Raw genomic sequence first — 20,037 nt, 5'->3', positions numbered from 1 at the left:
AAACCAGACTTTTTGTCTGGTTTATTTTTTTTCGAAGTTAAATACCTTTTCTATTTGAGTAGTTTCCCTTAGCCTCTTTTTATTAATGCCAAACCCTATACCCGATGTATCTGGGACGCACACATAACCATTCCTAACACATACCTCAGGCATAATGATATCCTCTTCCCAAAATCGATTTGAAGCAGATATATCACCTGGAATTGTAAATCCAGGCAGTGAAGCAAGCGCAATGTTGTGCGCACGGGATATTCCAAATTCGATCATTCCCCCGCACCAAACTTCAATTCCCTTCTCAAGGCAATAATCATGAATTCTTTTTGCTTCGTAAAGTCCTCCCACTCTGCCTGCTTTAATATTAATAATCTTACAGCTCCCAAGTTCAATAGCATTTTTTGCGTCATTAAAGCTGACAATACTTTCATCTAAACAGATCGGTGTATTTATCTCTTTTTGAAGTAGTGAGTGTTCAATAATATCGTCACTAGCCAGCGGTTGTTCAATCATCAAAAGATTAAAATCATCTAATGCTTTTAATTTGTCTATATCGTTTAAGGTATAAGCAGAATTTGCATCAGCCATTAACGGAAGATCTGGATAATAGCGGCGAATTGCTTCTAGAACCGAATAATCCTGACTAGGATTAATCTTAACCTTAAATCTCTGGTATCCCTCTCCCAAATATTTTTCAATTTGTTTGAGAGAATTAGTAAGTGAATCTGCAGCCACTACCACACCAGAAGCAATTTCACTTCTAGTTCCCCCAATGGCTCTAGAAAGCGATAAAGAATTCCTTTTTGCATATAAATCCCAAATGGCCATTTCTAACCCTGCCTTAGCCATATGGTTTCTCCTTACAGACTGAAAAAGAATCGCTGCGTCTTTTGGATGTTTAATTGGTTGCTTCTTGAGTAAAGGAATCAATACATCACTCATAATATGTAAACTAGTCGAGACAGTCTCTTCTGTGTACCACGGTGTGGAAAAGGCCACACCCTCTCCATATCCGGAAATGCCATCTGAATCGATTACCTCTACGATAATCCCCTCACGTTCTGAAACGGTACCTAAATGGGTGTGAAAGGGGGACTTCAATGGCATACTTATGACTTTGAGTTTAATTTGCGCAATTCTCATTTATGATTCCAGCTCTCTTGAACAAAATCAAATAGCTTTCTGCGAAGAAGCTTTTTAGCAGCGTTCCTTGGGAGCTTTTCAGTAAAATAAAATAATTTTGGTACCTTGTATTTCGCCAAGTTTTCTAAACAAAATTGTTTAAGTTCTTCCTCGGTCACATGTGCATTGTTGTGACGAACAATAAAAGCCGCTGGAACCTGTCCCCAGCTTTTATCATTGATGCCTGTAACACCTGCATCTGCGACATCTGGATGAGCTAATAAGACAGATTCTATTTCGGCAGGATAAATGTTTTCCCCTCCTGAGATAATGAGATCAGAACGCCGATCAAGCACGTATAAAAAGCCTTCTTCATCCAAATAGCCAATGTCTCCTGTATGTAACCAGCCTTGGTCAAACTTTTCCTTTATGACATCAGGACGATTTAAATACCCCTTTGTCACATTTGGACCTTTTACAATAATTTCACCCGCTTGTTTGGTTGATGCCATTTTTCCATCCTCTAAAATAATTTTAATTTGTGATGGAAAAAGCGGCTTACCAGCCGAACCTAGTTTTGTGATACTGTATTCTGGAGCTAGTGTAACGATTTGTGAAGCCGTCTCCGTCATCCCATAGGACTGAAAAACAGGAACTTCTTTTGCCTTACACGCCTCTAGAAGTGGTAACGGTGCAGGACCGCCTCCTAAGAGCGCACAGCGGAAATGATTTGGCAGTTTAGAATCTTTAAGGGCATCAACAATCCTATAGAGCATCGTTCCGACCACTGACATAATCGTAACATGATTGTTTTTAATATCATTTATCGCTCTGTCAGCGTCAAAGCTTTCATGGAGGATAATGGGCATACCATAAATAACACTTTTCATTAAGATGGAGTAACCACTTATATGAAAAAGCGGAACGCTGCAAAGCCAGCGGTCACTATCGGTATACCCCAAATTTAATGCAGAACCTACAGCACTCCACCAATGGTTTCCAAATGTATGAAGAACGCCTTTTGGATTTCCTGTTGTACCTGATGTATACATGACAGTACTGACATCATTTAAATTAATTTCTTCCAGTATTTCGGGAGTTTCTAAAGCCGCAGCAAACAACTGCTCTTTTGTAATAACTGGCACTTCTAAATCCTGCATCATTTCGTAAAAATCATTTTCAAGAATTAGCGCCGCTGCCTTTGAGTCATTTATCTGCCACACTATTTCTTTTTTCGACAATCGATTATTTAAGATAACTGCCTTGACTCCAAGTAGCTGAAGGGCAAATAATATCACAATGGTATCAAGATGATTTTTAAGTAATACACCAATATATTGATTTTTTTTAACACCTAAACCTTGAAGCTGTCCAGCAACCTGATAAGAGTTTTCATATAATTCTCTAAAAGATAGTGTCTGTTCATTGAAATAAACCGCCGTTCTTTCAGGTGTGAGAAAGGCTCTTTTTTCCAGAAAGTTAGGCATGGTCTCGTATTGCATTCATTTTCACCTGCTTCTAGTTAATTGCTCTATTTTCGGCTTTAGTGCTCGGGTGGCTGCGCCTTTTCTATATAAAAACAGCCTGATGGAGTCCATCAAGCTGCAACATTCAAAATCAAGGAAAACGTGGGAATTGACCAAAGTCAGGCTTACGTTTTTCTTTAAAGGCGTCACGGCCTTCTTTGGCTTCTTCAGTTGTATAGTAAAGAAGTGTTGCATCACCAGCTAATTGCTGTAGACCTGCTAAGCCATCTGTGTCTGCATTCATAGCAGCCTTTAAGAAACGAAGCGCTGTTGGGCTTTTCTCTAGAATTTCATTACACCACTGGATTGTTTCCTCTTCCACTCTTTCAAGTGGAACGACCGTATTTACTAAGCCCATATCAAGTGCTTCCTGTGCATTATACTGTCGGCATAGGTACCAAATTTCGCGAGCCTTTTTATGACCGATAATTCTAGCAAGATAGCCTGATCCATAACCAGCATCAAAGCTTCCTACATTCGGACCTGTTTGACCAAAAACAGCATTATCTGCAGCAATCGTTAAATCACAAACTACGTGAAGGACGTGTCCGCCACCAATAGCGTAACCCTTAACCATTGCAATGACTGGTTTCGGAATCACACGGATTAAACGTTGAAGATCAAGAACATTTAGGCGAGGAATTTGGTCTTCCCCAACATAGCCGCCATGTCCACGTACCTTTTGGTCTCCACCTGAACAAAACGCTTTGTCTCCGGCACCTGTTAGTACGATTACTCCTACACTTGAATCATCACGTGCATAGGCAAAAGCATCGATTAATTCCGCAACGGTTCTTGGTGTGAATGCATTATGTACATGTGGGCGATTAATCGTAATTTTTGCGATTCCGTTATATGTTTCATATAGAATTTCTTCATATTTACGTCCTGCAATCCATTCTACTGTCAAAATGATCTTCCTCCTTAGTTTTTACTTTGACAAAAAGTCACTTACTATTGTACCAAATTTTTCTTTTTGTTCCACATGAATTGCATGACCACAATCATTAATTACAATCCATGAAGCTTTTCGCATATTCTCCACCATATTTTCGGCTATCTTACAGAACTTTTCATCTTTTTCTCCTGTTAACAATAACACTTCAGAGCTAAGAAGGTCCAACTTTCCCCACCATGAGACTTGAGCACCTGTCCCCATTCCTATCAAGCTATTCGCAAGACCCTTAGTCTTATTGGAAAGCCGCTGCTCCCTAATGGATTGTTTAATGGAATTAGGGAGTCTGCTCATAGTAGAAAAAAGAGGAATCTTCTCCCAATAGTCAACAAAGGATACGATCCCCCGGTCGTTAATAAAGTTTGCTAGTTCCTCGTCTTTCATACGGCGAAGTACTCTTTCTTCATTTGTTTTCAGTCCCGGTGAAGCACTCTCTAAAATTAACTTTCTAACTCTCTCGGGGTATAGAATAGCAAGAGTTAGCGCTAATCTGCCACCCATTGAATAACCGAGGAGATCTATTTTTTCAATATCTAGCTGATCTAATAGAAAAATTAGGTCTTTAGCAGCCGATTCCATTTGATAACAATTTGTATCTTCTGGCGAGTCTGTTTCACCATGGCCGATAATATCCGGGATAATCAATTTTGAATGGGTGCCCCAAACCGGACAAAAAGGTGTCCAGGTAGATGAATCCCCAGTAAAACCGTGTAATAAAAGGAACGGAAATCCTTCCCCGCAGACTTCGACATGGTAGGTAATACCGTTAACCTTTAACCTCATTAATCGACACCTTTGACAAAGTTTGATATTTCCTCGGAAACAATACGCCAAAAATCGCGATGTTCTATTAAGTTACTCTCACGGTTTGTGACCACTTCATATACATTTAATCCCTTTACCTCGGTTGAATGGTTCATAAGTTCCTGTAAATGTTCCCAATCCTTTATTCTAGTAAAGTTACCATTAAACATCTCTACAGCATGCTCAAAGTCTAAGTTTAACGGTGTCCCAAATAAAAGTTCAAAATGCTTCGGATGCTCCGATTGCGGCAAGAAGGAGAAAATACCGCCGCCATTATTGTTAACAACAATAATCTTAACATCAATATTATATAGCTTCGAGGCAATTAACCCATTTAAATCATGGAAAAATGTTAAATCTCCTAAGACAAGATATAAAGGTTGTGAGTATATACTCGCACCTATTGCAGTCGAAACGGTTCCATCAATACCGTTTGCTCCTCTATTAGCGATTACTTTTATTGATTTATTGTTATTGTGAAAGAAACTATCTAAGTCTCTGATAGGCATGCTATTTCCAACAAATAATGTGGCCCCCACAGGAAGCATATCCGCTAATTCATAGAACAATCGCCCTTCACTTAATTGCTGACTATCCTTAATTAGCGCCATATTTGCTTTTGTAAGATTATTAACGGCCAGCCACTTTTCTAAAAATTCTCCTGAAGTTCTTGTTTCACTAAAAGCTACAACTTTCTCGCAAAAGAAGGTTTCATTGCAGTAAATCATTTCCGTTGATAAAGATGATGGGTCACGCCAGCCTCCAGCACCATCTATGACAAATTGATCAGCTTGGTGGTTTTCTTTCAAGAAAATCGTAAGTGCTTTGGATAAAGGCATTGCCCCAAAACGCAGGATTACATCGGGTTTCAAATAAACTTTGGCGTCTTCATTTCTTAAAAATGTATCATATGTTTCCACGATATTTTCCAAATGATGTTGTCCGCTTCTAAGTTGTGATAATGGATCTGCTAGGATTGGAAACTTTAACATTTCGGATAAGTCTATTACAGCCTGAGCAAAACGGTCATCAGCAATATTACCGCAAACAATGATTCCATTATTATAACCATTCAGTTTTAATGAAATTTCCTTTAATTCATCCTCACGAATCGTTAATTCTCCGTTGCGGACTTTTACATAACCCATTGGCCGCTCTTCCAACTGAAAGATATCTTCATCCAATTTAGGTATGAGCGGTTCCCTGAACGGGAAGTTCAAATGGACTGGACCTGCTGGCGCCTGGCTTGCAAGGGCTGCCGCCCGTGCACCAACGGTACGTGCATAGCGGATGATTTCAGTACTACTTTCAGGCAGCGCCATATCTGCGAACCATTTTACATGTTGTCCATATAAATGTATTTGGTCAATCGCCTGTGGTGCACCGACTTCTCTCAGCTCATGTGGCCGGTCAGCGGTTAAGACGAGTAACGGTACACGTGAATAGCGTGCTTCAATAATAGCAGGAAAATAGTTTGCCGCTGCCGTCCCCGAAGTGCATAAAATCGCGACTGGCTTATTCGTAACCTTTGCTATTCCCAAAGCAAAGAAAGCAGCAGAACGTTCATCCACATGAATATGGATATTAATCTCTGGATGTTCGGCCATTACCATTGCCATTGGGGTTGATCTTGACCCTGGACTGACGACGACATCCTTTATTCCTGTCTGTACCAACTCTGCTACAAATGCTGCTAAATAAACAGTTAAAGATATCTGATGATTCATATTAATTTCCTCCAAGAGCACGAAGCATCGGTGTGAATTTTAGGCTCGTTTCTAGGTATTCACTTTCTGAGTCAGAATTTGCTACGACACCACATCCTGCAAATAATGAAGCCTCTTTACCTTGAATAAGACCAGAACGAATAGAAACCGAGAATTCGCCATTTCCTCGATAATCGACCCAGCCAAGCGGTGCAGCATAGAAACCACGATCGAGCTCCTCTACTTGTCTAATTTTTTCAACAGATTCTTGTTTAGGAAGACCCCCTAGGGCTGGAGTTGGGTGAAGTCTTTCAACTAATAAAAGGAGCGAAGCATCCTTTTGACATTTACCGATAACCGGCGTATAAAGATGTTGAATATCCCGGATTTTCATTAATTGAGGCTTATCTGGAAGGATAATTTCCTCACATGATTCTTCTAATGCTTCTTTAATCATTTCCACCACAAAGCCGTGCTCACTAATGTTTTTTTGATCATTTAATAATGTTTGCCCTAAAATATTGTCTTCTTCTTCATTTTTACCACGTCTAATCGAGCCTGCCAGGCATGTTGAGAATACATTTTCTCCTTGTTTCTTCACAAGCCTTTCTGGTGTTGCACCGATAAAACAATCTCCATTGGATTCAAAAACAAAGATAAAGCTGTCTCGCTGTTGATTGTATAAATTCTCAAGAATAAGATCGGCCTTAACGTGACTATCAAACAATAATCTTAATTCGCGTGCCAGAACAACTTTTTTCAATGAACCAGTTTTCAGCTCCTCTACCACATCATCAACTGTCTGTTTCCATTGCTGCGGTGAAATTTCTTTCATTTCAAGAAGCTTAGCTGGTTTCATATCAGTATCTTGTTTTAAATTTAGAGATGAGAGCAACTGAGTTCGCTCGTTCATTTCTTCTTCAAAAAGAGAATAATCATCATTCGGGGTACAAACAATATTCGTCGTTAAAAACGTTTGTCCCTTAACAAGTGTTAACATATATTTAGGAACATGAAATAGAGAATCAGCATAGTTAGACCACAGAGTTGTCTTTTCCTTAAGTGGATCGAAGGAAAATCCGCCAAACATAACAGGTCCTAAGCCATTTTCATTAAATGGATTAAAGATTAGGCCATCCTTTAAGAAATTTCTCCACTCTTCTTCAACATGAAAAAAGCGGTCAGTAGCCTGATCCGACTGAATTTGTTTTGATATGCCAATGCCAATAAGCACAACTTCTTCTGATGGGTCTTTCCAGTAGAAACGTTCCCCAAAATAGCGCACACTTCCACTATTGAAAAAGGATAAGGGATCGATACTGTCCATTTGATGGACTTCGCTAATTAAAATAGGGCGACCTAGTTTTTGAGCAGTTCTGACTGCTAAGATACCTTTATCCTTTAATTCTGTTTCCTGAATGGTAACCAAAAAAATCCCTCCAAAACAGTCAAGTGACTGTTATCCATTCATTTTAATGCCTAATTTAAAGATACTACTTTATTGTAAAGAAGTCAGTAATACTTGTCACTAAGTATACTCACCAATCCTTATTATATCTTAATTCATTCCGAGCAGGGTTGTATTTGATTTACATTCGTTTACTATCATTTTCCCTCTAAAAACTCATTACTAATCAAGAAGGAATTATCTACTAATTTGACTAATAAAAAATAATTGACTGTCGTTGCCAAATTCCCTAAACTAAGGTTTGGACAGTGCTTTACAGACAACAGTGCAAATTAACGACATTACTATAAATAAAAGAAAAAATTTTATAAAGGGAGAGAAGATTATGCAGCCAAATTTACAGCACAGTACAAAGCCTGCTGTAGAATCGAATCGTGGTTTTCAGGTTTGGTGGCAAATGACCCGTCCCCATACTTTAACTGCTTCATTCGTTCCAGTTTTGCTTGGTACGGCACTTTCACTATCACATGGAACGATACATTTTGGTCTTTTCTTTGCCATGTTAATCGCAAGCTTATTAATCCAAGCGGCTACTAATATGTTTAATGAGTATTATGATTATAAACGTGGACTTGACAATGAGAATTCAATAGGAATTGGCGGTACCATTGTACGTGACGGCATTAAGCCGAAAACGGTTATGCAGCTCGCCCTCGGCCTCTATGGAATTGCTTTATTGATTGGTGTATATATTTGTATGAGTACTAGCTGGTGGCTTGCCGTGCTTGGGCTAGTTTGTATGGCAGTGGGCTATTTGTATACAGGAGGACCTTTTCCAATTGCGTATACACCGTTCGGAGAGATATTCGCAGGGTTCTTTATGGGTATGTTAATCATTTTAATTTCATTTTTTATCCAAACTGGAACAGTAACAACATATAGCATCCTTGTTTCAGTTCCTATTTTGGTTCTGGTTGGTGCAATTAATTTTTCAAATAATATTAGGGATTTAGATGGCGATAAGGAAAATGGCCGTAAAACTTTAGCGATTCTATTAGGAAAAAATAAGGCCGTTACGTTAATGGGTTATATGTTTATTTTTTCATTTATTTGGATATTAGGTCTAATTATCACTGGTGTTGCTCCAATTTGGACACTAATCGTCCTGCTCAGTATTCCTAAAGCAATGAAAGCAATTAAGGGTTTTAAAGCAGGTGTGACACCAATTCAAATGGCTCCTGCCATGAAAGCAACAGCACAAACCAATACTATTTTTGGCTTTTTACTGGCCATCGGAATTTTCCTTGGATACTTTGTTTCATAACTACTCAAAAAGGCATCTGCATTTCAGCAGATGCCTTTTTATTATTGAGGTTTAATTCCCCAAATATTATCCGCGTACTCTTTGATTGTCCGATCACTTGAAAAATAACCGGCGTGGGCGATGTTAACCAGACACTTCTTTTGCCAAACTTGCTGGTCCCTAAAGGTTTCACCAATTGTCTTTTGAGTGTCCGCATAGGAAGCAAAATCCTTTAATACAAAGTATTGGTCGTTTTCCTCTAATAATGAATCGAATATCGGTTCAAACTCGTTATAAACACCTGGGAAGAACCCATTTACGAGCTGATCAACAGCCTGGCGGATACGGCTGTCATGGTGATAATATTCAATCGATTGATAGCCTCCATGCTGGTAATAGTGAAGTACCTCATCTGCAGAAAGTCCGAATGTAAAGATGTTCTCATCTCCGACCAATTCATGAATCTCAATATTGGCCCCATCCATTGTTCCTACTGTAAGTGCTCCATTTATCATAAATTTCATGTTACCGGTACCAGAAGCCTCTTTACTCGCGGTTGAAATTTGTTCACTTAAATCGGCAGCCGGAAAGACTTTTTCCGCCAGCGAAACGCGATAATTTTCAAGAAAAACCACTTTCATTTTATCGCCAATAAATGGGTCATTGTTAACCTTATCTGCAACCGTATTAATGAGCTTAATAATTTTCTTTGCATAATAATAACCCGGGGACGCCTTTGCCCCAAAAATAAATACTCTTGGTACCATTGAAAAACTAGAATCCTCTTTAATCCGATTATAAAGATACATGATATGTAATACCTTTAGAAGCTGTCTCTTATAAGCGTGCAGACGCTTAACCTGGACGTCAAAGATAGCAGAGGAATCTACAACAATCCCATTCTTACTCTGGATTACTTCAGCAAGCCGTTCTTTATTATCTCTTTTTATTTTCAAGAGCTGTTCCATGAAGGATGAATCTTGTTGATAATTAAGTAATTGAATTAAGTCGGCAGGTGATTGAGTCCATGAAGAACCAATGGAATCCGTAATTAAGTTTGAAAGATCTGGATTTCCTTTTAGCAGCCAGCGGCGATGGGCAATTCCATTCGTTTTATTATTGAATTTCTCTGGAAACAATTGATAAAATTGATTCATTTCACGAGTCTTGAGAATTTCTGTATGGAGTTTAGCAACTCCGTTAACACTGAAACTCCCGACAATCGCTAAATGAGCCATTTTCACAAAACCATCGGCAATGATCGCTAGCTTTGCAATCCTATCCCAATCTCCTGTGTATTTATCCCATAATTCTCCGCAAAACCGTTCATTTATTTCTTCCACAATCATATAAATTCGAGGTAATAACGGCTGAAAAATCCGAATTGGCCATTTTTCCAATGCTTCCGATAAGGTAGTATGATTTGTATAGGAAATTGTATTCCTTGTAATATACCATGCCAGGTCCCAATCAAATTGTTCCTCATCAATTAAGATTCTCATGAGTTCAGGAATAGCCAAAACTGGATGAGTATCATTAATGTGAATACAAACGTGCTGGTGAAGTTCCTTCAAGTTTCCGTGTTGTTTTCGATACGTTTTAATAATAGATTGAATACTAGCGGATACTAAAAAGTATTGCTGCTTTAGTCGGAGTATTTTCCCTTCATCATGGGTATCGTCGGGATAGAGGAATTCTGATACAGATTCCGTTTCTCGTTTGTACTTTAAAATATCATCATGAATAGGGAATTGAGATGGCTCTGCATTCCATAATCTTAACGTATTTACTGTTTCTGAATTATAGCCAATCACCGGCATATCATGCGGTACAGCTGTCACCGTTTCTGCATTTAGATGTTGGAACACAAGTCGACCGTTCTCGGTACGTCCCTCTACCTTGCCCCAAAAGGGAATTTTAACGGCTAAGTCTGCTTTACGAACTTCCCATACATTACCGCTTCTGAGCCATTGCTCTGGCAGTTCTACCTGATATCCATCCACAATTTTCTGTTCGAATAAACCGTGCTTATAGCGAATACCATGCCCGTGCCCCGGAAGATTAAGAGAAGCAAGGGAATCAAGAAAACAAGCGGCTAATCTACCTAAGCCGCCATTTCCCAATCCTGCATCACTTTCTAATTCCTCTAGGTTACTTAAATCAATACCAAGTTCACTAAGTCCAACTTGTACGGTTTCTTCGATTCCTAAATTTATTAAATTTTGGCGCAGCAATTTACCTAATAAATATTCAATTGATAAATAATATACTTGTTTCTCTTTCGCAGCAAGGTATCGTTCATTTGTTTTGATCCAATCATGACTAACAAATTCACGAATCATAATACCGAGTGTTTGGTAATGGTCCCGCTCAGAGCTTTCTGAGAAGCTCTTACCGCATACCATATTCAACCTCTTTAAGAAAGTATTTTTAAATTCTGTTGTACTAGAAAACATGGGTTTCACTCCTCGAGATCAGCTCTGCATAAAGCTGATTGTACTTAAATGCAGACTGTGCCCAGCTGTTATCCTTCTCCATTGCTTTTTGAACGATGGTTTTCCAAGCAGGGTCATGATAAAAGTGTAATGCCCTTCTAATCGTATATAGCATGTCATGGGCATTAAAATTCTTGAAAGAAAATCCAGTTCCCTCATTTGTTATTTCATTCCAAGATTGAACCGTATCATTTAGCCCGCCTGTTTCTCGTATAATTGGTACCGCACCGTATTTCATTGCGATTAATTGACCAAGACCGCATGGCTCAAATAAGGAAGGCATTAGAAACAGGTCTGCCGCAGCATAAAGCTTGTGAGCAAGTCCCTCACTAAAACCGATATGAACCTTTAATTTATCTGGATAGGAATTTGCTGCATGACGCAAATACTCTTCATAAGCATAGTCTCCTGTCCCTAGAACCACCATTTGTATATCTTCATGGAGAATATCGTTTAACACACACTTAACGAGATCTAATCCCTTTTGTTTTGTCAGCCGAGTAATCATCACCATTAATGGTGTGTTTGGTTTTTGTGGCAGCCCAAAGAATTTTTGGACTTCACTTTTATTAATTGCCTTGTTTTCAAGGCTGTTAACTGTGTACGTTTTATAGATTAGGGAATCGTCGGCAGGATTATAGAATTTATCATCGATGCCATTTAAAATACCTACAAGATCTTCCTCTCTAGTTTTTAAGAGACCATCCAATTTTTCACCATATACAGGCGTCTGGATTTCTTGTTTATAGGTTGGGCTCACTGTTGTAATTTCGTCAGCTGCTACAAGAGCACCCTTCATAAAATTAATACAGCCGAAGAATTCTAAATGTTCAGGGTTGAAGGCTCCCCAATCCAATCCAAGCAGGTCAGAAAGTGCCTCTCTTGGGAAAATGCCCTGAAATTGCAGATTATGAATCGTGAAAACCGTACGAATAAGTCCGTAGCCTTTTCGCTTGTAATACTCCATTCTTAATAAAAATGGAATCATCGCTGTATGCCAGTCATGACAATGCAGGACATCTGGATAAAAATCTAGATGTGCCAAAGCTTCCAATACAGCTCGGTTAAAATAAGCAAACCTCTCACCATCATCGTAATAACCATAAAATCCTTCGCGTTTGAAGTAGTACTCGTTATCAACAAAGTAGTAGGTTACTCCCTCATAGGAAAGCTCCTCAATACCGCAATATTGATTTCTCCAGCCAACAGGTACTGTAAATTCTTTGATTTTTTTCATATCTGCTTTAAAGTCATCGGCAATAGTGCCATACTTTGGCAGGATCACCCTTACGTCTGTACCAAGACTTTTCAGCTCTTTAGGCAGAGAGCCTGCCACGTCCGCAAGCCCTCCTGATTTTGCAAATGGACCACATTCCGATACTGCAAATAATACTTTCACGAATTCATCAGCGCTCCTTGTTTCGTACCTTTTCGCACCACAAAAGGGTCCCTGGCTGTACCAGTTAAGATTGTATCAGCCTCAACCTTTACATCTTTATCTAAAATAACGGAATCAAGATAACAATTATCTTCGATCACGCATTTTTGCATGATAATGGAATTCTTAATAACTGCGCCTTTTCCAATTTTAACGCCCCTTGAAATGATACTATTTTCAACGGTACCATTGATTAAGCAGCCATTGGCTATCATGGCATTTTGTACAACTGAACCTTTTAAATAGCGTGTTGGCGGCTCATCTTTTACCTTTGTCAGGATAGGCTGCTCTTTAATAAATAATTGCTTCCAAACATCTGATTTTAATAAATTGAGACTAGTAGAAAAATAGTTTTGGATAGAATCGATCATGACTGCATAACCGGAATACACATAACTGCAAACGGAATATTGATGTTCATGATCTAGGACCACATCCCTCATGCATGTATATCCTGTTTCATTTCTTGTTTCAATTAACTTAATAAGTAATGATGTCTTCACTAAATACATTTCCATCGGGGTGCCATCTTCATGATGAATTTCAGTAATATCGCACCCAGAATGGATATGCCAATCTAACAATGGTTTAAAGTCCATATTGAAAACCGTATAACAATTTGTAATGATAGAATACTCTTGAGAACTGCGATAAAAGAAATCTAGATTTGCAGCAAAGTTTTCAAATGTTCCTATTTTATTGATATCAGAATCAACGACGGGAGTTGGAAAAAAGAAAAGCCCATCTCGCTTGCGATTTAAATCCCAATTCTTTCCTGAACCGAGGTGGTCCATTAACGAACGGTAGGTTATTTTAGGAAAGATTGCTACACTTCTAATTCCTGAGTTCACCATATTGGAAAGTACAAAATCAATAATACGATAACGTCCCGCAAATGGCAGGGCTGCAAGTGACCGATGTGTTAAAAGGTCCTCTAGATCTTCATGGTACGTTGTTGCGTCAATAACTCCTAATAGCTTCCTCTTCAATACTAGTCCCTCCCGATATAAAAGCGTAGGGCGCCTGCTCATCGGCGACAAGTATAAGACAGGCACTGACAGAAGGCATGGTTTTTGCCTTCCGAAGTGATTGGCTTATGACTCGAGCCGATGGCGCCCGCAGCTAGATAACCTTAATATTAAAAAGCAGGATATAACCCACTTAACATTTCTTCTGTAACAAGAATAATTTCATCATCAAATGAACGGATTACGGTTCCATCAGGAATAATTACATCACTAGGAACAATTGCTTTTTCAATCTTAACGTTTTCACCAATTACCGCATCCGGCATGATTACAGATTCCTTAATAATCGATCCTTTACCAACAGTTACCCCTTGAAATAAAACAGAATTATCAATTTCTCCTTCAATCGTGCAGCCCTCATTAATTAAAGATTCCTTAACAATGGCTTCAGGAGAGATATATTGTGGAGGCTGATTAGGATTGACAGAATAAATTCTCCAATCATGATCAAATAGATCTAAATCACATTCGTTATTTAATAGATCCATATTTGCTTCCCACAGGCTCTTAACTGTACCAACATCCTTCCAATAACCTTTAAAAGGATAGGCATATAACTTTTTATTTTCATCTAATAGAGTTGGAATAATGTCTTTACCAAAGTCGTGGGAGGATTTCGTATTTCTAGCGTCCATCTCTAGATATTCTTTCAGTATATTCCAGCTGAAAATATAAATGCCCATCGAAGCTAAATTATTCTTCGGTTCTGCTGGCTTTTCCTCAAACTCTGTTATTCTTAATTCCTCGTTAGTGTTCATAATTCCAAAACGGCTTGCTTCCGCCCAAGGAACCTCAATTAAGGAAATGGTTACGTCTGCTCTTTTCTCAATATGATATTCAAGCATACTCTCATAATTCATTTTGTAAATATGGTCACCAGAGAGAATGAGTACATATTCAGGCTGGTATTGCTTCAAATAATTAAGGTTTTGATAAATAGCACTTGCGGTACCGGTATACCACTTTACCTCTGAAGTTTCAGCATACGGAGGTAAAACGGTTACCCCTCCATCTTTTCGGTCAAGGTCCCATGCACTGCCAATACCTATATAAGAATTTAATAGCAATGGTTGATACTGAGTTAATACTCCCACTGTATCTATACCTGAATTCGTACAATTGCTTAAAGGAAAATCAATGATTCTGTACTTACCTCCAAATGGAACAGCAGGCTTTGCCAAATCCTTTGTAAGTGAATTAAGTCTGCTTCCTTTCCCTCCTGCCAATAGCATTGCCACGCACTTTTTCTTTCCCATTACCTTTTCTCTCCTTTCGTTTTTTCACCGGTCGAATGATCTGAAAGCCAAAAGGCGGTATCGTCACATTAACGGAATATGGTCTTCCATGAAATGGCTCTTCTAAAGCCATAAATGTTTTCTTATTTATAAAACCGGCGCCGCCAAAGTCTGTATCGTCACTATTAAATATTTCACGAAACTCTTCTTGAGCAGGTACGCCTATTTTAAATTCTGGATAATGCACGCCTGTAAAATTACAAATGATTATTAAATAATCATTTTCTGTTTTACCTTTCCGAATGAATGAAAAGACTGATTGGCTATAATTATCACAGTCAATCCATTCAAATCCATCATGCATGTGGTCAAGTTCATACATAGCCTTAGAACGTTTATAAAGCTTTGTTAATTGTTTAACATATTGATTTATTTTTTGGTGCATTTCATATTCTAATAGATTCCAATCTAACTGTTCCTTGTCTTTCCATTCTGCAAACTGACCAAGCTCGAATCCCATAAATAATAGATTCTTACCAGGATGTGCAAACATATACCCTAGAAGTAAACGTAGTTGGGCGAATTTCTCCCAGTAATCTCCTGGCATTTTGTCTAAAAGCGACTTTTTTCCATGTACCACTTCATCATGTGATAACGGGAGCATAAAGTTTTCTGTAAAGGCATAAAGGAGTGAGAAAGTTACTTTCGTATGAACACTTGCACGTGCAAATGGCGGAGTTTCCATATATTTTAAAATGTCATTCATCCAGCCCATGTTCCATTTATAATCGAACCCTAATCCACCATAATGGACAGGAGCAGTAACATTAGGGAAATCGGTTGAATCCTCTCCAATCATGACAAAGGTTGGATCATATTCATGAACTTGTATATTTAATTTTTTTAGAAAATCAATGCCAAATGGATTTTCTTGATTCTCGGCTGAATTTGGCCAATAGATGATATTTGCAACAGCATCCATTCTAAAGCCATCGATATGGAAATAATCAATCCAATAAAATGCATTTGAGATGAGGAAACTTTGCACTTCGCCTTTTCCGAGATCAAAGTTTGCTGTTCCCCATACTTGATTTTCCCTGTCAGTCTCTGTTTCGTAGGAATAAATATGCGAACCATCAAAACGATATAAACCATGAGAGTCCTTACAAAAATGACCAGGAACCCAATCAAGAATGACGCCAATTCCATTCTGATGACACTGGTCTACAAAGTACATAAAGTCCTTTGGTGTGCCGTAGCGAGACGTTGCCGAAAAGTATCCAGTACCCTGATATCCCCAAGATCCGTCAAAGGGGTGCTCGATAAGCGGTAATAATTCAATATGTGTAAATCCATGTTCAAGCACATAAGGTATGAGTTCTTCAGCCATTTCCTTATATGTTAAAAAATCACCATTTTCATGCTTTTTCCATGAACCAAAATGCACCTCATAGATGATCTGTGGTTCAGATAAGAAGTTTCTTTTTTGCTTTCGGTGCATCCAATGATTATCCTGCCAATCGTAGTTTCTCAATGAATATACGATGGATGCTGTATTTGGCCGCAGTTCAGAATAAAATGCATATGGATCTGATTTTAAAAGTCTTTCGTTTTGTGCTGTAATTATTTCATATTTATAGAGGCATCCATTTAGGTCTTGATTAATGACAATAATCCATACACCTTCATTGTTTACCCTATGTAAATCGTAACCTTCTCCATTCCAGTTATTGAAATTTCCAACCAGCCTTACATTGTTAGCGTTTGGAGCCCATACACAAAATCGCGTATAGACTTTGTCGGCTTCTCTAAAAACGTGTGCTCCAAACAGCTGGTGACTTTGAAAAAGGTTCCCCTCATGAAATAAATGCAACTGATAGTCTGTTGGATATAAAGTGTTCACTGCCATTATTAACCTCATCCTTGTGAAAATGTATTTCAAGGGTTAATTATAAGTGCAAACTAGAAATATCTCTTGTAAAACTTTTTTATCTTTTCTGACAATAAAACATATAGTTTGTCATATTGTGAGGTTTAACTGCACCTTTCGACAAATTTAAACAAGAAATCCTACGTAAAAAGACAAAAAAATATAAAGTTTTTTTGCGATTTTGGGTAAAAAATATTATTTAAATTATAAGAAACTTTAGCATGTAAAAGTGTTAAATATTCACCATATGTAAGCGTTATCAATGTTCTTGTCAAAAATGCGCTGAATATAATGTTATTTCAATATATCATTTTACTTTCGCGAATGTGCTCTTATGTCTTTGACAAGCTAAGGACATTATAGAGTATTGGAATGTTTGTTTTTCTTATATAACAACAAATTTTTCGGACATTTTTTAGGATGAAGGTTGTTGTTTAATGGGAGATTTAGAAGGTATTTGGTCACTCTACGATAACTGGAAAATACACTGAGCATATCAAAAGGCGTCACAACTCCACCCTGTCAACGGAGAGACTCAATTTGATTTAGAAGAGGGTATTGGATCACTGGAGCGCTTTGATGATTGGTTGATTTAGCTAACATTGGGATTTAGATTAATGAAAGTTTTTTATAGTTACCCAATTTCCGTTCGCTGCTATTTTACGGTCACTATAGACTTTGAACTTATAGAGTTATACATTTCGATTGGTGTATTGTCCTTTTCACTGACAAAAATAAGCACAAAAAAACTGATGATAAAATATCATCAGCCTTTTTGTATGACCCCTACGGGATTCGAACCCGTGTTACCTCCGTGAAAGGGAGGTGTCTTAACCACTTGACCAAGGGGCCTTAATTTATGGCGGAGAAGGAGGGATTTGAACCCTCGCGCCGGTTACCCGACCTACACCCTTAGCAGGGGCGCCTCTTCAGCCTCTTGAGTACTTCCCCATAAAAAATGGCTCCGCAGGTAGGACTCGAACCTACGACCGATCGGTTAACAGCCGATAGCTCTACCACTGAGCTACTGCGGAACAATAGAAATTTATTTTGCTGTTGCAAAAAATACTACCTATTTTGCTGTCGCAAAAAGTTCTGGTGGGCCTAAATGGACTCGAACCATCGACCTCACGCTTATCAGGCGTGCGCTCTAACCAGCTGAGCTATAGGCCCATAAATTGGAGCGGGTGATGAGAATCGAACTCACAACATCAGCTTGGAAGGCTGAGGTTTTACCACTAAACTACACCCGCAAATAATAAATTAAACTATGGGGCGACTGATGGGAATCGAACCCACGAATGCCTGAACCACAATCAGGTGCGTTAACCACTTCGCCACAATCGCCATCATAATAGATACCATCTAAAAATAAATGGTGGCTCAGGACGGAATCGAACCGCCGACACAAGGATTTTCAGTCCTTTGCTCTACCGACTGAGCTACTGAGCCACTATATTTTGCCATCTTAATAAAAATGGCGGTCTGGACGGGACTCGAACCCGCGACCTCCTGCGTGACAGGCAGGCATTCTAACCAACTGAACTACCAGACCGAATTGCGGGGACAGGATTTGAACCTGCGACCTTCGGGTTATGAGCCCGACGAGCTACCAGACTGCTCCACCCCGCGACAATAGAAAATTATTTGATGCACATAATATGCATATTTGTATCAATCTTAGAATGTCTATTCAAGCTGCGGCTCGATTGATACAACTCGCAGTTAACTCTTTGAAGTAACGCTCGTTGCTGAAGTAATAATATGGCGGAGGAAGAGGGATTCGAACCCCCGCGCGGTTTAACCCGCCTGTCGGTTTTCAAGACCGATCCCTTCAGCCGGACTTGGGTATTCCTCCATATTATATAAAATTACTGGTGGACCTTGTAGGACTCGAACCTACGACCGGACGGTTATGAGCCGTCTGCTCTAACCAGCTGAGCTAAAGGTCCAATTTGAAATTCTATAACTAATTTATTTGGTAGCGGCGGAGGGGATCGAACCCCCGACCTTACGGGTATGAACCGTACGCTCTAGCCAGCTGAGCTACACCGCCAAATATAGAATTAAGTTATGGTGGAGCCTAGCGGGATCGAACCGCTGACCTCCTGCGTGCAAAGCAGGCGCTCTCCCAGCTGAGCTAAGGCCCCATTTTGTTTTTAAAAGCATGGTCGGGAAGACAGGATTCGAACCTGCGACCCCTTGGTCCCAAACCAAGTGCTCTACCAAGCTGAGCTACTTCCCGCAATATATGGCGCGCCCGAAAGGAGTCGAACCCATAACCTTCTGATCCGTAGTCAGACACTCTATCCAATTGAGCTACGGGCGCATAATATTGATTGGTATTTCGCTTTTGCGAAAGAAAAGTTGGTGCCGAGGACCGGAATCGAACCGGTACGGTAGTCACCTACCGCAGGATTTTAAGTCCTGTGCGTCTGCCAGTTCCGCCACCCCGGCAACTTTGGAGCGGAAGACGGGATTCGAACCCGCGACCCCCACCTTGGCAAGGTGGTGTTCTACCACTGAACTACTTCCGCATATTAAACTAAATGGTGCGGGTGAAGGGAGTCGAACCCCCACGCCTTGCGGCGCCAGATCCTAAGTCTGGTGCGTCTGCCAATTCCGCCACACCCGCATATAGAAATTCATTTTGCTTCGCAAAAAAATCTGGTGAGCCATGAAGGACTCGAACCTTCGACCCTCTGATTAAAAGTCAGATGCTCTACCAACTGAGCTAATGGCTCATATAATTGGCACTTATATGATAACTATTTTTACGCTGCCGCTGATATGAACCAACGAAGTAAAGAATGGTGCCGGCTAGAGGACTTGAACCCCCAACCTACTGATTACAAGTCAGTTGCTCTACCAATTGAGCTAAACCGGCATATATGGTGGAGGATGACGGGATCGAACCGCCGACCCTCTGCTTGTAAGGCAGATGCTCTCCCAGCTGAGCTAATCCTCCATATATAAGCCTGGCAACGTCCTACTCTCACAGGGACAAAGTCCCAACTACCATCGGCGCTGAGAAGCTTAACTTCCGTGTTCGGTATGGGAACGGGTGTGACCTTCTCGCCATTATTGCCAGAC

General features: G+C 39.5%; 12 protein-coding genes, 21 tRNA genes and 1 rRNA gene. 1 reads left to right on the top strand and 33 read right to left on the bottom strand.

Annotation, left to right across the window (positions count from 1 at the left end; translation table 11 throughout):
* Window positions 1-21: 21 nt before the first annotated feature.
* The 6 genes from menC to QFZ31_RS26740 form a co-directional block, all read right to left on the bottom strand.
* Window positions 22-1,137 (bottom strand): o-succinylbenzoate synthase, encoded by a 1,116-nt coding sequence (gene menC / locus QFZ31_RS26765; protein ID WP_307308966.1) that lies wholly within the window; start codon window positions 1,135-1,137, stop codon window positions 22-24.
* Window positions 1,134-2,618 (bottom strand): o-succinylbenzoate--CoA ligase, encoded by a 1,485-nt coding sequence (locus tag QFZ31_RS26760; RefSeq protein WP_307308964.1) that lies wholly within the window; start codon window positions 2,616-2,618, stop codon window positions 1,134-1,136. Before QFZ31_RS26760 ends, menC begins: the two co-directional genes overlap by 4 nt.
* Before the next feature lie 115 nt (window positions 2,619-2,733).
* The gene (menB, locus tag QFZ31_RS26755) at window positions 2,734-3,552 is read right to left on the bottom strand and encodes a 1,4-dihydroxy-2-naphthoyl-CoA synthase (protein ID WP_179601634.1); all 819 of its coding nucleotides are present in this window, start codon (window positions 3,550-3,552) and stop codon (window positions 2,734-2,736) included.
* A 21-nt stretch (window positions 3,553-3,573) separates the two neighbouring features.
* Window positions 3,574-4,380 (bottom strand): 2-succinyl-6-hydroxy-2,4-cyclohexadiene-1-carboxylate synthase, encoded by an 807-nt coding sequence (gene menH / locus QFZ31_RS26750; protein WP_307308957.1) that lies wholly within the window; start codon window positions 4,378-4,380, stop codon window positions 3,574-3,576.
* A complete protein-coding gene (menD, locus tag QFZ31_RS26745; RefSeq protein WP_307308956.1) occupies window positions 4,380-6,128 on the bottom strand; it encodes a 2-succinyl-5-enolpyruvyl-6-hydroxy-3-cyclohexene-1-carboxylic-acid synthase in 1,749 nt (582 codons plus the stop codon). Before menD ends, menH begins: the two co-directional genes overlap by 1 nt.
* 1 nt (window position 6,129) lies before the next feature.
* Entirely contained in the window at window positions 6,130-7,536 is a 1,407-nt protein-coding gene (locus QFZ31_RS26740; protein ID WP_307308952.1) for an isochorismate synthase MenF, read from the bottom strand.
* Between the two features lie 364 nt (window positions 7,537-7,900).
* Here QFZ31_RS26740 and QFZ31_RS26735 point away from each other — a divergent pair, with 364 nt between their 5' ends.
* On the top strand, window positions 7,901-8,839 hold the full coding sequence (locus QFZ31_RS26735; RefSeq protein WP_307308948.1) for a 1,4-dihydroxy-2-naphthoate polyprenyltransferase: 939 nt from the start codon (window positions 7,901-7,903) through the stop codon (window positions 8,837-8,839).
* Window positions 8,840-8,880: 41 nt separating this feature from the next.
* Here the strand turns inward: QFZ31_RS26735 and QFZ31_RS26730 are convergent, their stop codons facing one another.
* The 27 genes from QFZ31_RS26730 to rrf form a co-directional block, all read right to left on the bottom strand.
* Window positions 8,881-11,274, bottom strand: coding sequence for a glycogen/starch/alpha-glucan phosphorylase (locus QFZ31_RS26730; protein ID WP_307308946.1), 2,394 nt, complete (start codon window positions 11,272-11,274; stop codon window positions 8,881-8,883).
* Complete coding sequence (glgA, locus tag QFZ31_RS26725; protein WP_307308942.1) at window positions 11,264-12,712, bottom strand: glycogen synthase GlgA; 1,449 nt, start codon at window positions 12,710-12,712, stop codon at window positions 11,264-11,266. The genes QFZ31_RS26730 and glgA overlap by 11 nt, the downstream gene beginning before the upstream one ends.
* On the bottom strand, window positions 12,709-13,740 hold the full coding sequence (locus QFZ31_RS26720; protein WP_307308940.1) for a sugar phosphate nucleotidyltransferase: 1,032 nt from the start codon (window positions 13,738-13,740) through the stop codon (window positions 12,709-12,711). The genes glgA and QFZ31_RS26720 overlap by 4 nt, the downstream gene beginning before the upstream one ends.
* A gap of 149 nt (window positions 13,741-13,889) precedes the next feature.
* A complete protein-coding gene (locus tag QFZ31_RS26715) occupies window positions 13,890-15,035 on the bottom strand; it encodes a glucose-1-phosphate adenylyltransferase (protein ID WP_307308937.1) in 1,146 nt (381 codons plus the stop codon).
* The gene (gene glgB, locus QFZ31_RS26710; protein ID WP_307308935.1) at window positions 14,977-16,923 is read right to left on the bottom strand and encodes a 1,4-alpha-glucan branching protein GlgB; all 1,947 of its coding nucleotides are present in this window, start codon (window positions 16,921-16,923) and stop codon (window positions 14,977-14,979) included. The genes QFZ31_RS26715 and glgB overlap by 59 nt, the downstream gene beginning before the upstream one ends.
* A gap of 801 nt (window positions 16,924-17,724) precedes the next feature.
* Window positions 17,725-17,796 (bottom strand) — tRNA-Glu (locus tag QFZ31_RS26705).
* An 8-nt stretch (window positions 17,797-17,804) separates the two neighbouring features.
* A tRNA-Ser gene (locus tag QFZ31_RS26700) sits at window positions 17,805-17,895 on the bottom strand.
* 8 nt (window positions 17,896-17,903) lie between these two features.
* Window positions 17,904-17,978: transfer RNA gene (locus QFZ31_RS26695), tRNA-Asn, on the bottom strand.
* Between the two features lie 62 nt (window positions 17,979-18,040).
* Window positions 18,041-18,117, bottom strand: a tRNA-Ile gene (locus QFZ31_RS26690).
* 6 nt (window positions 18,118-18,123) lie between these two features.
* Window positions 18,124-18,197 (bottom strand) — tRNA-Gly (locus QFZ31_RS26685).
* Between the two features lie 18 nt (window positions 18,198-18,215).
* Window positions 18,216-18,291, bottom strand: a tRNA-His gene (locus QFZ31_RS26680).
* 29 nt (window positions 18,292-18,320) lie between these two features.
* Window positions 18,321-18,396 (bottom strand) — tRNA-Phe (locus QFZ31_RS26675).
* Window positions 18,397-18,422: 26 nt separating this feature from the next.
* A tRNA-Asp gene (locus tag QFZ31_RS26670) sits at window positions 18,423-18,499 on the bottom strand.
* Between the two features lie 3 nt (window positions 18,500-18,502).
* A tRNA-Met gene (locus tag QFZ31_RS26665) sits at window positions 18,503-18,576 on the bottom strand.
* 133 nt (window positions 18,577-18,709) lie between these two features.
* A tRNA-Ser gene (locus QFZ31_RS26660) sits at window positions 18,710-18,802 on the bottom strand.
* A gap of 17 nt (window positions 18,803-18,819) precedes the next feature.
* A tRNA-Ile gene (locus QFZ31_RS26655) sits at window positions 18,820-18,896 on the bottom strand.
* A gap of 27 nt (window positions 18,897-18,923) precedes the next feature.
* Window positions 18,924-19,000 (bottom strand) — tRNA-Met (locus tag QFZ31_RS26650).
* 18 nt (window positions 19,001-19,018) lie between these two features.
* Window positions 19,019-19,094: transfer RNA gene (locus QFZ31_RS26645), tRNA-Ala, on the bottom strand.
* Between the two features lie 18 nt (window positions 19,095-19,112).
* Window positions 19,113-19,189 (bottom strand) — tRNA-Pro (locus QFZ31_RS26640).
* Window positions 19,190-19,196: 7 nt separating this feature from the next.
* Window positions 19,197-19,273: transfer RNA gene (locus QFZ31_RS26635), tRNA-Arg, on the bottom strand.
* Window positions 19,274-19,312: 39 nt separating this feature from the next.
* Window positions 19,313-19,401, bottom strand: a tRNA-Leu gene (locus QFZ31_RS26630).
* Between the two features lie 5 nt (window positions 19,402-19,406).
* Window positions 19,407-19,481: transfer RNA gene (locus QFZ31_RS26625), tRNA-Gly, on the bottom strand.
* Between the two features lie 13 nt (window positions 19,482-19,494).
* Window positions 19,495-19,579 (bottom strand) — tRNA-Leu (locus tag QFZ31_RS26620).
* A 33-nt stretch (window positions 19,580-19,612) separates the two neighbouring features.
* Window positions 19,613-19,688 (bottom strand) — tRNA-Lys (locus QFZ31_RS26615).
* Window positions 19,689-19,755: 67 nt separating this feature from the next.
* A tRNA-Thr gene (locus tag QFZ31_RS26610) sits at window positions 19,756-19,831 on the bottom strand.
* A gap of 5 nt (window positions 19,832-19,836) precedes the next feature.
* A tRNA-Val gene (locus tag QFZ31_RS26605) sits at window positions 19,837-19,912 on the bottom strand.
* Window positions 19,913-19,920: 8 nt separating this feature from the next.
* Window positions 19,921-20,036, bottom strand: a 5S ribosomal RNA gene (rrf, locus tag QFZ31_RS26600).
* Window position 20,037 lies beyond the last annotated feature (1 nt).

The sequence above is a fragment of the Neobacillus niacini genome (assembly GCF_030817595.1).
Taxonomy (GTDB): domain Bacteria; phylum Bacillota; class Bacilli; order Bacillales; family Cytobacillaceae; genus Neobacillus; species Neobacillus niacini_G.
Note: the sequence above shows the minus strand (reverse complement) of the source record. Positions and strands in the feature narration are given on the sequence as shown.